The sequence below is a fragment of the Aquimarina algiphila genome (genome assembly GCF_947494415.1).
GTDB lineage: Bacteria > Bacteroidota > Bacteroidia > Flavobacteriales > Flavobacteriaceae > Aquimarina > Aquimarina algiphila.
Genome location: NZ_CANLVC010000007.1, coordinates 249,947 through 265,881 on the forward strand (window position 1 = coordinate 249,947; position 15,935 = coordinate 265,881).

Here is a 15,935-nt window from a genome sequence, read left to right on the forward strand (position 1 = left end):
ATGTAAATCTAATAAAACGTAACCTATGAAAATTAGTCATTTTTCACTCTTAATTATAATGCTTTTTCTTTCAAAATTAACTTTTGCTCAAAATCAGGATGTTGATCGAAAAGAAATTGATGAGGTGATCTTAGATTTATATGAATCAATTTCGTTTGATAAAGGAGGAGCCCCGGATTTGGATAAATTAACATCGATTCATCATGCTGAAGCTATGGTTGGAGCTGTAGATACCTCAAAAGTAAGAATGTTTACCGAGAAAGAATTTAGAGCGGCAAATAAAAAAGCTTTCGAGAAAAATAACATTATTTCATTTCAGGAAAAGGAAATTAATGCAATCACTCATGTGTATGGGGGAGTGGCTATGCGTTTTAGTACTTATGAATTTACGATTAAACGAGAGGGTAAAGAGCGTACTATTAGAGGTGTAAATACTATTCAGCTTATAAAAGATCCAAAAAATGGTTGGCTTATATATTCTGTTATTTTTAGTGATAATCGTTCCTACCCTGATTTGCCTTTAATATATCTAAAGGAATAAAAAGTATATTTCACTTTTTAAATATTAAAGCCAAGCATATCGTTTAAAATTAATCTACATGAGCATCAACCGCACCGCCAATATCATTTTCAGTATATCCTTCAAGTGTTATTTTAAATGAATGAGCGTAAGGAGTGGGTAATTTTTTTGGCACAGTAATAACCAATCCTCTTTCATTTCTTTCCCATTTTATTTTTTCATCACTTCCTAATAATTGGATGTTTTTAATTTTAGAATTTAACAGACCAATTTGCGTGGTCAAAGATTTAATAATTATTTCATCCTTTGGAGCATCCAAGACAATAGCGTAAATCTCTTTATCGGATTTTTTAGTAAATCTAATATCTGTATTTGTATATGCAATTTTTATTTTTTCAACTTTATGCCCTCCTTCAGGTAAGCGTGTTGGACCTTCTCCAAAAATCGTCCAGGGTCGAGTTCCATATATTGCATCTCCATTTACTTTCAGCCAGGTACCCATGTCTTTTAGTAAAGTAGCCATGTCTTCAGGGATAGAGCCATCCGGATTTGGAGGTACGTTTAATAGCATGGCTCCATTTTTTGATACAATGTCAACTAGGATGTCTATGAGTTCATTAGGTGTTTTAAATTTTGCATTTGGGCGATAGAACCATTGTCCGGGAGAAGTGTCGGTTAACCATGCTGCTTTTTTTGGTTGATTTGGACGGCCTCTTTCATAGTCCTTAATTGCAGTTTTTTCGGTAAATGTGCTTTCTTTGTAACATATGGCTACTTCTTTATTCCATTCTAATCCTTTATTGTAATAATATGCTAAGAATTGAAGTCTTGATTCTTCGGTCATGTTTTCTAACCACCAATCAAACCAAATTAAATCAGGCTGATATACATCTATAAATTCTTTCAATTTTGCCCACCACTCTGTGTAAAAACGATCAGAAGGGATGTCAGAATCTAACTCATGAGAGTCGGTATATAGATCGTAATCTTCAGATTTTATTCCGCCATACGCATGTGCGGGAGCAAAAAATTTCCAGGTAAAAGCATGATGAAAAGATCCCATGAATTTCATACCTCTTGCCTCGATTTCTTTTTTCAACTCAGCAGAGGGATCGATCCCTCCATAATTCATGGAGTTCCATCGAGTAGCTTTACTGTCCCACATAGCAAAATTGTCATGATGCATAGCTACTGGTCCGGCAAACCTAGCTCCAGAAAGAGCAAATAAATTAGCCCATTCTTTTGCGTTAAATGCTGTAGGTTTAAATTGTTCAATGATATGTTTGTAGCCGAATTTTTTTGGATCACCATACTTTTTTTTGTGATGCATATAATTTGATGAGGGTTTGGTTTTCTTTCCCTTAGTTAACTTTCCATTTTGATACATTAGCATTCCGTGCCAACCCCCGTAGTATTTGTCCGGATCGGCTCCAGCAAATACTTCTGATACAGGTCCCCAGTGTGTGTAGATGCCAAATTTAGCGTCTTGGAACCAATCAGGAGTGGCATTTACTTTGTTTATTGATTCCCAGTTTTCTTTAAATTTTTCTGTGTGCTGGGCATTTATAAATATTGTCATATTCAGTGTCATCAAAATGAACATGAAAGTTTGTATGTAGCTAATTTTCATAATGTATTGAGTTTTCAGCTTTTTGACTTCAAAATTTGATTTTGCATTATTTCATCTGTTGTGATGAATGTTGATTCTAATCACGATTTTTTTCGTTTATAGAAAACCATCGTCTTTAATCTAATGTTATTACTATTGTTTATGCGGGGTTAGTTATAACGTTTTGGGATGAGTAAATTTAGAGAATTAAGGAATGCGTATTTCAGATTTGAATACAACAAATCATTCAAATATTTGATGATATGGTTAAATTACATGGCTCAATTGTTTTTGTGTCTTAATTCAGTAAAGTCGATAAGCTTTTTTGGGAAAACATAAAAAAAGAAAAATTGAAAATAATATTAGGGGGCTTGTTGATAAAAATTTGAAGACAGAGATAGTTGTTCTAGAGGGTATTTCTAAAACTTAGAATACTTTATGTGACTCTGTTGATCTTCTTGAAGAAGTATGGTTATTCTTTTAGTTGTAAAACTCAGTGTTATAACAAATTTATATTTTAAAAGTTAATACAGGTCTTTTTGCATGGTTCACTACGTCTTCACCCAGACTACCGTTGATAAAATGAGATATCCCTTTTCTACCATGAGTGCTAATGCCGATCATTCCTGCATTTACAGAACCTGCAAAATTAAGGATTCCTTTTTCTACCGTAATATCATTGTAAATATTTAAAGAATAGTTGTCTATTGGTAAATTAGAGATCATACCGTTCATTTTCTCCTCGGTTTCATAAGTGGTTTTAAAACCGTTTGCAGTATTTACCCATACCAAGTGAAGTTTTGCACCTATTGCTTTAGCGAATTCATGGGCAGCTAATAAAGAAGGTTTGTCTTCATCGTCAAAATTGGTTGCGTATACAAAATCATTAACATCAAAAATATCACAATCTTCTTTGATAACTAGTACTGGTTGCTTTGAGGTACGAACTACTTTTTCTGCATTGGATCCAATAAATAATTCTTCAAAACCAGAAGAGCCATGTGACCCCATGATGATGATGTCCACATTATTTTTTTCACAGGAATCAATAATGCCTCCAAGAACATCTTCAAAACTAACTGTTTCTATAACTTCAATATCTTTTAAGTATTCTTGTTCCATAACTTCTTCAAATTTTTTATGCGTTTGTTTCATGAAGAAGATGGCTTCGGGAGCTGCCGCTGACGCTCCAGAGGACATAAGATCAGAAAGATGTATGGGGAGGTCTAGAATATGTAACAAATAGATTTTGGCACCATTTTTCTTAGCAATTTGCGCGGCCACTTTTAATGCACTTTCAGCTTGTGTAGAAAAGTCAGTTGGCACGAGTATATTTTTAATCATAACAGCACTTTTTTGAAATGAATAACTAATCTTTAATTTACAATTTTAAGCGTATTTGTAATTATTGAATAGTACTTAAGTAGTCAGCTATTACTTTGGGGATGAAACTATCCAAAATTAAGTATCTTAAATTTACGAATAAATTCATTCTCAGCGATATTTTGAATCTAAGATATTATTACTATCTTTGCACCGTTGAAATTAAAAAACCAGGATGAGGGGACGGAAAGTCCCCTCTTTTTATCTATTTATGTCATTAAAGGATCAGGTTCAGGAATTATTAGAAGGGGCGCTTAAAGAAAATCCGTCTTTATTTCTTATCGAAAGTAAAATTCATCCCGATAATAGTATCGAAATTATTATTGATGGAGATGATGGAGTGAAGGTTGAAGATTGTATTGCGGTAAGCCGGGCAATTGAACACAATCTTGACAGAGAAGAGGAGGATTTTTCTCTTCAAGTAATGTCAGCTGGTGTTTCTGAAGGTTTACAGCACATTCGTCAGTATAAGAAAAATCTTGGTAGGAAAATTAAGATAAAGACAGATGAAGAGGTGTTAGAAGGGGATTTGATTTCTGCAACAGATGATGAAATTACCTTAACATGGAAAGCAAGAGAGCCTAAGCCAGTAGGTAAAGGTAAAGTGACAGTGACAAAAGAGGCTAATGTAGCTTATGAAAATATAGTAGAGGCTAAAGTTATGATAACATTTTAATTATAATATACTGATATGGAAAATATCGCATTAATAGAATCATTTTCAGAATTCAAGGATGATAAGTTTATAGATCGTGTGACGCTGATGTCGATCTTAGAAGATGTATTTAGAAATGCTCTAAAGAAGAAATTTGGTAGTGATGACAATTTCGATATCATTATAAATCCTGATAAAGGAGATTTAGAAATTTGGAGAAACCGTATTGTGGTTGCAGATGGAGAGGTAGAAGATGGTAACCAGGAAATTTCAATAACTGAAGCAAGAAAAATAGAACCAGATTTTGAAGTTGGAGAAGATGTGTCAGAGGAAGTTAAACTGATAGATTTAGGAAGACGGTCTATATTAGCACTTCGTCAGAATTTGATCTCTAAAATTCATGAACATGATAATACGAATATCTATAAACAGTTTAAAGAATTAGAAGGAGAAATATATACTGCAGAGGTTCATCATATTAGACATAGAGCTATTATAATGTTGGATGATGAAGGTAATGAGATTATATTGCCTAAGGATAGGCAAATTCCATCTGATTTTTTCAGAAAAGGAGAAAATGTAAGAGGAGTTATAGAATCGGTTGAACTTAAAGGAAATAAGCCAGCGATTGTTATGTCTAGAACATCTCCATTGTTTTTAGAAAAGTTATTCGAATCAGAAATACCAGAGGTTTTTGATGGTTTAATTTCTGTTAAAAAAGTAGTTAGAATTCCGGGAGAAAAAGCCAAAGTTGCTGTAGACTCCTATGATGATAGAATTGATCCGGTTGGTGCATGTGTGGGAATGAAAGGTTCTCGTATCCATGGTATTGTTAGAGAATTAGGGAATGAAAATATTGATGTTATTAATTATACAAATAACTTACAATTGTTTATTACCCGAGCTTTAAGTCCGGCAAAAGTAACTTCGATTAAGATTAACGAAGAAACTAATCGAGCAGAAGTGATGTTAAGGCCAGAAGAAGTTTCTAAAGCAATTGGTCGTGGAGGACATAATATTAGATTAGCTGGTCAATTAACTGGTTTTGAAATAGATGTGTTTAGAGAAGGAGTTGAAGAAGATGTCGAGTTAACAGAGTTTTCTGATGAGATAGACGCATGGATTATAGAAGAATTTTCTAAGATAGGGTTAGACACGGCAAAAAGTATTTTAGAACAAGATATTAGTGATTTAGTAAAGCGTACTGATCTTGAAGAAGAGACAGTAGGTGAAGTGATTAGAATTTTAAAATCTGAATTTGAAGATTAATAGTCACAATTAATTATATTTGAGCATTAAATAAAAGGCATTTATGGCTGAAGCAGGAACAATGAGATTAAATAAAGTATTACGCGAATTCAATATCTCGCTAGATCGGGCTGTTGACTTTTTGAATTCAAAAGGTCACGAGATAGATGCGCGTCCTACTACCAAGATTTCTTCAGAGATCTATAAGCTCTTGTTTGATGAATTTCAAACTGATAAGAGTAAAAAGGTAGCTTCAAAAGAGGTTGGAGAAGAAAAGAAGAAGGAGAAAGAAGCATTGCGAGTGCAGATAGAGCATGAGCAAGAAGAAAAACGAAAACTTGCCGAAGCTCGCGAAGTGGTAAAAGCCAAAGCTCAATTGAGTGGACCAAAACAAGTCGGTAAGATCGAATTAGAAGGAGGGAAAGAAAAAGATACTGCAAAGCCCGAAACTGAAGCAGTTGAAGCTCCTAAGAAAGAAGAGGTGAAGGAAGAGGTTAAAAGTGCTGCTCCAGAGATGGTGTCAAATAGACCTCAAAAGAAAGGTTTGAAAATCACAAAACAAGCACCAAAAGAGGTGAAGCAAGAAAAGCCTGCAGAAACCAAGCCTGTAGAATCTAAGTCTGCAGAGGCTAAAATAGCAGAAGCTAAACCAGCGGTGTCTGTTGATAAACCAGTTAAAGCAGAAGATGCTCAGCCAGAAGTTCCGGCAGAACCTGTAAAGGTTAAAACACAATATAAAAAGTTAGATGGTCCTAATTTTACAGGTCAAAAAATTGATTTAGCTCAATTTAAAAAACCTGCTAAAAAGAAGGATGATAAATCTGATAAAAAGACTTCTAATGCAGGAGATGCAGCAAAGAAACGTCGTCGAAGAATAAGTAAAGAAGGAGGTTCTCCTGGATCAGGTGGAGGAAGACCAGGTGGTCAAGGAGGTGGAAACCGTGGAGGTGGAAATCGAGGTGGCGGAAACCGAGGGCCTGCAAAAGGAAGAAAACCAGCTGTTGTAAAAGAAGAGCCAAGCGAAGAAGAAGTACAAAAACAAGTTCGTGAGACTCTTGAAAAATTGCAAGGGAAATCAAATAAATCTAAAGCGGCTAAATATCGTAGAGATAAAAGAGATCAACACCGTCAAAAAGCAGAAGATGATGTGGCTCAACAAGAACAAGAAAGTAAAGTTCTTAAAGTTACAGAATTTGTTACGGCTGCAGAGGTTGCGACAATGATGAGTGTGCCTACTACAGATATTATATCTGCTTGTATGTCTCTTGGGATAATGGTTACAATGAATCAGCGTCTAGATGCTGAAACACTTTCTATTGTTGCAGATGAATTTGGTTATGAAGTTGATTTTGTAACAGCAGATATAGAAGAATCTATAGAAGAGATTGTAGATGCGCCAGAAGATTTAAAAGCAAGAGCTCCTATAGTAACTGTGATGGGACATGTTGATCACGGAAAAACATCGTTGCTGGATTATATTCGAAAAGAAAATGTAATAGCAGGAGAAAGCGGTGGAATTACACAGCATATTGGAGCGTATGGAGTTCAGTTAGAAAATGGGCAAAAGATCGCGTTTTTGGATACACCAGGTCACGAAGCATTTACAGCGATGCGTGCTCGTGGTGCACAAGTGACTGATTTAGCAATTATTGTAATTGCTGCGGATGATGACGTGATGCCTCAGACCAAAGAGGCAATTAGTCATGCTCAAGCTGCCGGAGTTCCAATAATATTTGCAATTAATAAGGTAGATCGACCAGAAGCAAATCCAGAAAAGATAAAAGAAAAATTAGCTTCTATGAATTTATTGGTAGAAGATTGGGGTGGTAAAATACAGTCTCATGATATTTCTGCTAAAACTGGATTAGGAGTTAAAGAGTTGCTTGAAAAAGTACTTCTTGAAGCTGAGATACTCGAACTTAAAGCAAATCCAAATCGATTGGCCTCAGGAACTGTGGTTGAAGCGTTTTTGGATAAAGGACGAGGTTATGTGTCAACAATATTAATACAAACCGGAACATTGCGTGTAGGAGATTATGTTCTTGCAGGAAAAAATAGTGGAAAGGTGAAGGCGATGCAGGATGAGCGTGGTAATAATGTAAAAGAAGCCGGACCATCAGCACCAGTATCTATTTTGGGACTTGATGGTGCTCCACAGGCAGGGGATAAGTTTAGTGTGTTAGAAGATGAGCGTGAGGCAAAAGATATTGCTTCAAAACGAGCTCAGTTGCATAGAGAACAATCTGTTCGTACGCAACGTCACATAACATTGGATGAAATTGGACGAAGAATTGCATTAGGAGACTTTAAAGAACTTAATATTATTCTAAAAGGAGATGTTGACGGTTCTGTTGAGGCACTTACTGATTCGTTCCAGAAATTATCGACAGAAGAAATTCATGTAAATATTATTCATAAAGCCGTAGGTGCAATTACAGAAAGTGATGTGTTACTTGCGTCAGCTTCTGATGCAATTATTATTGGATTTAATGTTAGGCCTGCTGGTAATGCAAGACAGGTTGCTGATAAGGAAGAAATCGATATCAGAACATATTCTATTATCTATGATGCGATCAATGATCTTAAAGATGCAATGGAAGGAATGTTGTCACCGGTAATGAAAGAAGAAATTACAGGTACAGCAGAGATTAGAGAAACCTTTAAGATTTCTAAGGTCGGTACTATTGCTGGATGTATGGTGTTGACAGGTAAGATTTATCGTAACTCAGGAATACGTTTGATACGAGAAAGTGTTGTTGTGTATACAGGTGAATTTGCTTCCTTGAAAAGGTTTAAAGATGATGTAAAAGAAGTTGCTAAAGGATATGATTGTGGTCTTCAGATTAAAAATTACAATGATATTAAGGTTGGTGATATAGTAGAAGCTTACCAGGAAGTAGCAGTAAAGAAGAAACTATAGGTTGTATAAATATAGTATTGAACAAAACAAAAGCCCGATGTTTTTACATCGGGCTTTTGTTTTGTTATTGTATGTAGTGGTATTTATTTTTTCTCTGGTTTGAATATAAAAGCATTTGGAAACTTTTCATGCACCTCTTTTAAGGCTCTGTCGGCTTCGAGTCTTGTACGAAAATTACCTAGCCATACTTTATAATTTGGAGTCTCCCATTGAATAGTAGATTCCCATTTTTCAAATGATTCTTTAGATGATTTTACAATTTCATTAGCTTTATTTAGGTTCCCGTAGTATAATTGAATCTTATAACGGTCGCTAAAATCACCATCTTTTTCCATTTTTAACTTTATATCAAGTAATCTTTTTATTCTTGGATCTTGATTAATAGTAACGGTTGCTTCTGGTGGTGGTAAAATATTAACAGGTACAAAATTGCTCTGATTTAAGTTTTCAGAACTAGGATTTGGGCTATCTTGAGCAGTTAAAGTGCTGGTAGCGATAAGGTAAAAACCAAATATAAAAATACAGTTTGTGGTGTTTAACATTCTCATTACAAATTAATTTGAAGCAAAGGTATGGTTTAATAACTCAAAACAGATTAAAAATATTATTTAGAATTATTATAAATTAATACTTAACGCTTCTCTAACATTTCCAAAATCGACTTATTATAGTACTTTTGTCGTCGAATTAAAAGTGCTGGTTTTTATGTCTTTTTTAAAGAGATTAAAGAAAAAACCATACCAAAATTAAGACGATAATTCTACTTGATAATATGAGACAGGTGAAACACCGAAATTCAGCCTCTAAAATCCTAATCCTAGGAACTGTTTTTTTATTTACTTTTTTTAACCCTGTTTTTGCACAGGATGAAGCGGCCGTTGATAATGTTGCCGCTACTGAAGCTTCGTCTGGAGGAGATGTAGCTAAAGGGGAAGAGTTGTTTAAATCTCTTTGTGCTGCTTGCCATAAGCGTTATAAAAAGATGACAGGTCCTGCTCTTTTTGGAGTAGCTGATAAGTACGAAAGAGAATGGATATACTCTTGGGTAAAGAATAGTGCAGCAATGGTCGCTTCTGGTGATCCTCAGGCTGTTGCTATTTATGAAGAGTATAACAAAACTGCGATGAATGCATTCCCGCAGTTGTCCAATACAGACATTGATAACATCATGGCTTACGTGATGGTGCCTAAAGCAGATCCACCACCACCGCCTACTGACCCTTCCGTAAAAGGAGGAGGAGATGGTTCAGGAGTTTCAATGAATGTTATTTTGGCAATATTGGCATTGGTATTCCTAATGTTATTGGTTGTATTATTCTTAGTGAATAAAACACTTAGAAGTTTTGCTGCAGCTAATAATGTTGAATTACCAGAGTCAGAAGCAAGAACTCCTATCTGGAAAGCATTTATTCAAAATCAATTTTTAGTATTGGTTACAGCAATTTTCTTGTTGTTGTCTAGCGGATACTTTGTGTATGGGTATTTTATGCAAGTAGGGGTTGATCAGGGATATGCTCCTATTCAACCAATTCATTACTCGCATAAAATTCATGCTGGGGATAATCAAATTGAATGTAAATACTGTCACTCTTCTGCAAGAGTCAGTAAAACATCTGGGATACCATCTCTTAATGTTTGTATGAACTGTCATAAATCTATAAGTGAGGTTGCGGATGCTACTGCGACACCAGATCATTCTAAAGAATTTTATGATGGTGAAATTCAAAAGCTTTATGATGCAGTAGGTTGGGATGCTAGCGCTCAAGCGTACACTGGTAAAACGAAGCCGGTAAAATGGGTGCGTATTCACAATCTTCCGGATTTTGCATATTTTAATCACTCTCAGCACGTAAGTGTTGCAGGAGTAGAATGTCAGACATGCCATGGGCCTGTAGAAGAAATGGAAATTATGTATCAACATGCTCCACTTACTATGGGGTGGTGTATTAACTGTCACAGAGAAACTAACGTGAAGGTTGCTGATAATAAATATTACGAGAAAATTCATAAAGAACTTTCTAAGAAGTATGGTGTAGAGCAATTAACGGCAGCTCAAATGGGCGGTCTGGAATGCGGTAAATGCCATTATTAATAATAAACATTTGATTCCGGATATCGGGAAATAATAGTAAGAAGCTAATATCAATTATATATGTCATCAAACAAGAAATACTGGAAAAGTGTTGAAGAGCTAAACGAAGATAGCTCTATTGTTGAGACGCTACAACAAAACGAGTTTGTTCAGGAGATTCCTACAGATGAGTTTTTAGGTGATAAATCATCTTTAGAAAATTCTTCGACTTCTCGTCGTGATTTTCTTAAATATGTAGGTTTTAGTACTGCTGCTGCAACATTGGCGGCGTGTGAAGGACCTGTTAAGAAATCAATCCCTTACGTGGTTCAACCAGAGAGAATTGTTCCTGGTGTAGCAAATTACTACGCTACCACTATAGCAGATGGATATGATTTTGCTAGTGTTTTGATTAAAACAAGAGAAGGTAGACCAATTAAAGTAGAGAATAATAACCTTGCAGTGTCAAATGGTGATGCTAATGCAAGAGTACATGCCTCTGTTTTATCATTATATGATAGCTCACGTCTTAAAGGGCCTAAAAAAGGTGCTGAAGATATCAGTTGGGATTCATTAGATAAAGAAGTGGGAGCTAAACTCAATGGATTAGGAAGTAAACAAATTGTTTTACTAACTCAGACATTTGCAAGTCCTTCTACTTCGAAGTTAGTTTCTGAGTTTAGAGCAAAGTACCAAAATGTTAAGCATGTAGTGTACGATGCTGTATCAAACAGTGAGGCTTTGGATGCTTATCAGATGATGTATGGTGAAAGAGCACTTGCCGATTATGATTTTGCTAAAGTAAATACCATTGTAAGTATTGGTGCTGACTTTTTAGGAGATTGGCAAGGAGGAGGATATGATAGTGGTTATGCAAAAGGACGTATTCCTAAGAATGGAAAAATGTCAAGGCATATTCAATTCGAAGCTAATATGTCTTTATCTGGTGCTAATGCAGATAAAAGAGTTCAGGCAACTCCATCACAACAAAAACAAGTACTGGCTGCATTGTATAAATATGTAACAGGATCTGGTTCAAAAGGGGCTTTGGATTCTGGATTAGATGCAGAAGTAGTTAAAGCTGCTAAACAAATCCAAAAAGCAGGAAGTAACGCATTAGTAGTTACGGGTATTCAGGATGTTGATGCACAATTGGTAGTTTTAGAAATAAATAAAGCCATAAAGAGTAAAGCTTTTAATGAAAGTACTCCACGTACTATCCGTAAAGGTGATGCAAAAGCAGTAGCTCAATTGGTAAAAGATATGAATGCAGGGCGCGTTGGTGGTCTTTTGATTGCTGGTGTTAACCCAATGTATTCTTTACCTAACGCAAGCGAGTTTAAAAGTGGTCTTGAAAAAGTAGATGTATCTGTAGCTTTTAGTATGCATAATGATGCAACTGCAGAATTATGTCAATATGTTGCTACTACTCCGCATTACCTTGAGTCTTGGGGAGATGTAGAGTTGAAAAAAGGTAGCTATAGTTTAATGCAGCCTACAATTCGGCCATTATTTGATACTAGGCAGTTCCAGGAAACTTTATTAAAGTGGACAGGGAATACAGCAACGTATCATGATTATATAAAAAATGCATGGACTGGTATTTTAGGAGGTACATCCTGGAATCAGGCACTGCATGATGGAGTATTAGTAAAGCCAATACTTCCAAAACAAGAATTAGTAGATGCTCTTGATGCTCCAGAAGGAGATATTGCAGATATAGAAGCAGTTCCAGCTCCGGCAGTTGTTGGACCTAATGTAGGTGCTGCAGCAAGAAGGCTTTCTGTGACGAAATCAAATGATGGTCTAGAGCTTACATTATATACTAAAACATCATTAGGAGATGGTCAGCAGGCAAACAATCCTTGGTTACAAGAGATGCCAGATCCTATTACCAGAACATCATGGGATAATTACCTTACAGTTTCCAAAGTAGATGCGGATCAATTAGGATTAACTAATGAAAATGTTGCAAATGGAGCTTTAAATGGCAGTTATGCTAAAGTAGTTGTTGGTGGAGCAGAAGTTACTGTTCCTGTAATTATTCAACCAGGGCAGGCCAAAGGTTCTGTAGGGTTGGCATTAGGATATGGTAAGTCCAAAGGGCTTAAAGAAGATATGAATGTTGGTGTTAATGCATATCCTCTATATCAAAACCTTAATGCAGTACAGACTGTTTCTGTTACTGCAGCAGAAGGAACACATGAGTTTGCATGTGTGCAATTGCATAATACATTAATGGGTCGTGGAGATATTGTAAAAGAAACGACTCTTGAGATATTTAATACAAAAGATCACCACGAATGGAATGCTATTCCTGAAGTGAGTAAAAATCATATTGAATATGAGGTTACTTCTCCTGAAGTTGATCTTTGGGATGAATTTGATCGTTCTGTAGGACATCACTTTAATCTTTCAATAGATTTAAACGCTTGTACAGGATGTGGAGCGTGTGTGATCGCTTGTCATGCAGAAAATAATGTTCCTGTGGTTGGTAAATCAGAGGTGCGTAGATCTCGTGATATGCATTGGTTGCGTATTGATCGTTACTATTCTTCTCAGGATAGTTTTGAAGGGGATGACAATAAAAAGAATGCTATTGCTGGTCTTGGTAGTTCGTTATCTGAATTTGGTGAGATGGAAAATCCATCAGAGAATCCTCAGGTAGTATTTCAACCAGTAATGTGTCAACATTGTAATCATGCTCCTTGTGAGACTGTATGTCCTGTTGCAGCGACATCACATGGTAGACAAGGACAAAATCATATGGCATATAACCGTTGTGTAGGTACAAGATATTGTGCAAACAACTGTCCTTATAAAGTTCGTAGATTTAACTGGTTCTTGTATAATAACAATGACGAGTTTGATTATCATATGAACAATGATTTAGGTAGAATGGTTCTTAATCCTGACGTTACTGTACGTTCGAGAGGGGTTATGGAAAAATGTTCTATGTGTATCCAGATGACTCAAAAAACTATTCTGGATGCAAAACGAGATGGAAGAGCAATTAAGGATGGAGAATTCCAAACGGCTTGTTCTGCGGCTTGTTCATCAGGTGCTATGGTATTTGGTGATGTCAATGATAAGGATAGTGAAGTAGCTAAACTTAAAGAGGATAATCGTATGTATCACTTACTTGAACATGTTGGGACTAAGCCTAATGTGATGTATCACACCAAAGTAAGAAATACTACAGAAGCCTAATTAACTAAATAAAGAATCAATTCAATTATAAAGGATTATGTCTCATTACGAAGCACCTATAAGAAAGCCTTTAGTAACCGGCGATAAAACATATCACGATGTAACTGTGGATGTAGCCGCACCGGTTGAAGGTAAAGCAAATAAATCTTGGTGGATTGTGTTCACCATCGCGCTTATTGCTTTCCTTTGGGGGATAGGTTGTATTATATATACAGTTTCTACAGGTATAGGAACCTGGGGATTAAATAAAACAGTAGGATGGGCCTGGGATATCACCAATTTTGTTTGGTGGGTAGGTATAGGTCACGCCGGAACCCTGATTTCTGCGGTATTATTATTATTCCGTCAGAAATGGAGAATGGCAATTAACCGATCTGCAGAAGCGATGACCATTTTCTCGGTTATTCAAGCAGGTCTATTCCCTATTATTCACATGGGACGTCCTTGGTTAGCATATTGGGTATTACCTATTCCTAACCAGTTTGGATCATTATGGGTAAACTTTAATTCACCATTACTTTGGGATGTATTTGCGATCTCTACGTACCTTTCGGTATCATTAGTATTCTGGTGGACAGGTTTATTACCAGATTTTGCGATGATCAGAGACCGCGCTATTACACCATTTAATAAAAAGATATATAGTTTACTTTCTTTTGGATGGAGTGGAAGAGCAAAAGATTGGCAACGTTTTGAGGAGGTATCTCTTGTATTAGCAGGTTTGGCAACTCCACTTGTACTGTCGGTACATACAATTGTATCGTTTGACTTTGCTACTTCAGTAATACCTGGATGGCATACAACCATATTCCCACCATACTTCGTTGCAGGTGCGATTTTCTCAGGATTTGCTATGGTAAATACTCTTCTTATTATTATGAGAAAAGTATCTAACCTTGAAAATTATATTACCATTCAACATATAGAATTAATGAATATTGTGATCATGATCACAGGTTCTATTGTTGGAGTCGCCTATATTACCGAACTGTTTGTTGCCTGGTACTCGGGTGTAGAGTATGAACAATATGCATTCCTTAATAGGGCAACAGGACCTTATTGGTGGGCATATTGGGCAATGATGACATGTAACGTGTTCTCACCGCAGTTTATGTGGTTCCCAAAATTGAGAAGAAGTATTATGTTCTCATTCTTTATCTCTATTGTAGTAAATATAGGAATGTGGTTTGAGCGTTTCGTAATTATTGTGACATCTCTTCACAGAGATTACTTGCCATCATCCTGGACAATGTTCTCTCCTACATTTGTGGATATTGGAATATTTATAGGAACGATAGGATTCTTCTTTGTATTGTTTTTATTATATGCTCGTACATTCCCGGTAATAGCACAAGCAGAGGTGAAAACAATTTTAAAATCTTCTGGAGAGAAATATAAAAAACTTAGAGAAGCAGGAATTGATCATAGAGATGAACTGCCAAAGGGTAAAGCAGAAGTAACTAAGGAAGAAACGAAACCTGAAAAAAAAGCTGAAACAAAAGAGGCAAGTCAGGAAGATATAAATAGTTTATTAGGTAACTTAGGAACATTTGATCCTTCAACCCAAAAAGCTGATGATCTTAAAAAAGTTAATGGCATCGGACCTGTAATGGAAAAGAAACTTAATGAGATTGGAATATTCACTTTCGATCAAGTAAGTAAAATGACCACGACAGAGTACGATTTATTAGATAGTATCACTGGATCTTTTCCTGGTAGAGCACAACGCGATGATTGGGCAGGACAGGCAGAACAACTTAAAAATAACTAAGAGTATGGCATCAAAAGTTATACATGCATTATATATAGACGACGATGTCCTGATGGACGCTGTCAAGAAAGTTCGCGCAGAGCATTATCATATCGAAGAGGTATTTACTCCTTTTCCGGTTCATGGACTTGATAAAGCGATGGGATTACCTCATACACGATTAGCAATCACATCTTTTATGTACGGATGTGTTGGGTTAACTGTTGCAATTTTGATGATGAATTTTATCATGATCGAGGATTGGCCGCAAGATATTGGTGGTAAACCAAGTTTTAGTTATCTGGAAAATATGCCAGCATTTGTTCCTATTATGTTCGAGCTTACTGTGTTTTTTGCAGCCCACTTAATGGTAATTACTTTTTACATGAGAAGTAGATTATGGCCATTCAAAGAAGCTGAAAATCCTGATTTAAGAACAACAGACGATCACTTTTTAATGGAAGTAGACGCTGGAAATCACGACGTAGATACACTTACAAGTTTATTAAGTGATACAGGAGCAGTAGAAATTAAAGTAATAGATAAGGAAGAAGATAACCATTAGTAAT

General features: G+C 35.9%; 11 protein-coding genes. 8 read left to right on the top strand and 3 right to left on the bottom strand.

What is annotated here, in order from left to right:
- Nucleotides 1-25 precede the first annotated feature (25 nt).
- A complete protein-coding gene (locus PQF96_RS15845; protein WP_271767328.1) occupies nucleotides 26-541 on the top strand; it encodes a hypothetical protein in 516 nt (171 codons plus the stop codon).
- Nucleotides 542-590: 49 nt separating this feature from the next.
- Here the strand turns inward: PQF96_RS15845 and PQF96_RS15850 are convergent, their stop codons facing one another.
- Nucleotides 591-2,099 carry an alpha-L-fucosidase gene (locus PQF96_RS15850; RefSeq protein ID WP_271767329.1) on the bottom strand — a complete coding sequence of 503 codons (1,509 nt, stop codon included), beginning with the start codon at nucleotides 2,097-2,099 and terminating at the stop codon, nucleotides 591-593.
- A 540-nt stretch (nucleotides 2,100-2,639) separates the two neighbouring features.
- Nucleotides 2,640-3,473 carry a universal stress protein gene (locus PQF96_RS15855; RefSeq protein ID WP_333925538.1) on the bottom strand — a complete coding sequence of 278 codons (834 nt, stop codon included), beginning with the start codon at nucleotides 3,471-3,473 and terminating at the stop codon, nucleotides 2,640-2,642.
- 214 nt (nucleotides 3,474-3,687) lie between these two features.
- On the opposite strand from PQF96_RS15855, the gene rimP reads away from it, so the two are divergent.
- Genes rimP through infB form a run of 3 tightly spaced genes read left to right on the top strand, consistent with a single transcriptional unit; the run spans nucleotide 3,688 to nucleotide 8,335 of the window.
- Nucleotides 3,688-4,188 carry a ribosome assembly cofactor RimP gene (gene rimP, locus PQF96_RS15860; protein ID WP_235010934.1) on the top strand — a complete coding sequence of 167 codons (501 nt, stop codon included), beginning with the start codon at nucleotides 3,688-3,690 and terminating at the stop codon, nucleotides 4,186-4,188.
- A gap of 15 nt (nucleotides 4,189-4,203) precedes the next feature.
- Nucleotides 4,204-5,436 carry a transcription termination factor NusA gene (nusA, locus tag PQF96_RS15865; RefSeq protein WP_109435626.1) on the top strand — a complete coding sequence of 411 codons (1,233 nt, stop codon included), beginning with the start codon at nucleotides 4,204-4,206 and terminating at the stop codon, nucleotides 5,434-5,436.
- A gap of 43 nt (nucleotides 5,437-5,479) precedes the next feature.
- Nucleotides 5,480-8,335, top strand: a complete 2,856-nt coding sequence (infB, locus tag PQF96_RS15870) for a translation initiation factor IF-2 (protein ID WP_271767330.1) — start codon at nucleotides 5,480-5,482, stop codon at nucleotides 8,333-8,335.
- Nucleotides 8,336-8,418: 83 nt separating this feature from the next.
- Here the strand turns inward: infB and PQF96_RS15875 are convergent, their stop codons facing one another.
- Nucleotides 8,419-8,877: an SPOR domain-containing protein gene (locus PQF96_RS15875; protein WP_271729968.1), complete on the bottom strand. Its 459-nt coding sequence runs from the start codon at nucleotides 8,875-8,877 to the stop codon at nucleotides 8,419-8,421.
- A gap of 230 nt (nucleotides 8,878-9,107) precedes the next feature.
- Between PQF96_RS15875 and PQF96_RS15880 the strand changes: the two genes are divergently transcribed.
- The 4 genes from PQF96_RS15880 to PQF96_RS15895 are packed head-to-tail and all read left to right on the top strand — an operon-like array spanning nucleotide 9,108 to nucleotide 15,931.
- Nucleotides 9,108-10,427 carry a cytochrome c3 family protein gene (locus PQF96_RS15880; RefSeq protein WP_271767331.1) on the top strand — a complete coding sequence of 440 codons (1,320 nt, stop codon included), beginning with the start codon at nucleotides 9,108-9,110 and terminating at the stop codon, nucleotides 10,425-10,427.
- 60 nt (nucleotides 10,428-10,487) lie between these two features.
- The gene (locus tag PQF96_RS15885) at nucleotides 10,488-13,616 is read left to right on the top strand and encodes a TAT-variant-translocated molybdopterin oxidoreductase (protein ID WP_271767332.1); all 3,129 of its coding nucleotides are present in this window, start codon (nucleotides 10,488-10,490) and stop codon (nucleotides 13,614-13,616) included.
- 34 nt (nucleotides 13,617-13,650) lie between these two features.
- Nucleotides 13,651-15,387, top strand: a complete 1,737-nt coding sequence (gene nrfD / locus PQF96_RS15890; RefSeq protein WP_109435621.1) for an NrfD/PsrC family molybdoenzyme membrane anchor subunit — start codon at nucleotides 13,651-13,653, stop codon at nucleotides 15,385-15,387.
- A gap of 4 nt (nucleotides 15,388-15,391) precedes the next feature.
- Nucleotides 15,392-15,931, top strand: coding sequence for a DUF3341 domain-containing protein (locus PQF96_RS15895; RefSeq protein ID WP_109435915.1), 540 nt, complete (start codon nucleotides 15,392-15,394; stop codon nucleotides 15,929-15,931).
- Nucleotides 15,932-15,935: the final 4 nt, after the last annotated feature.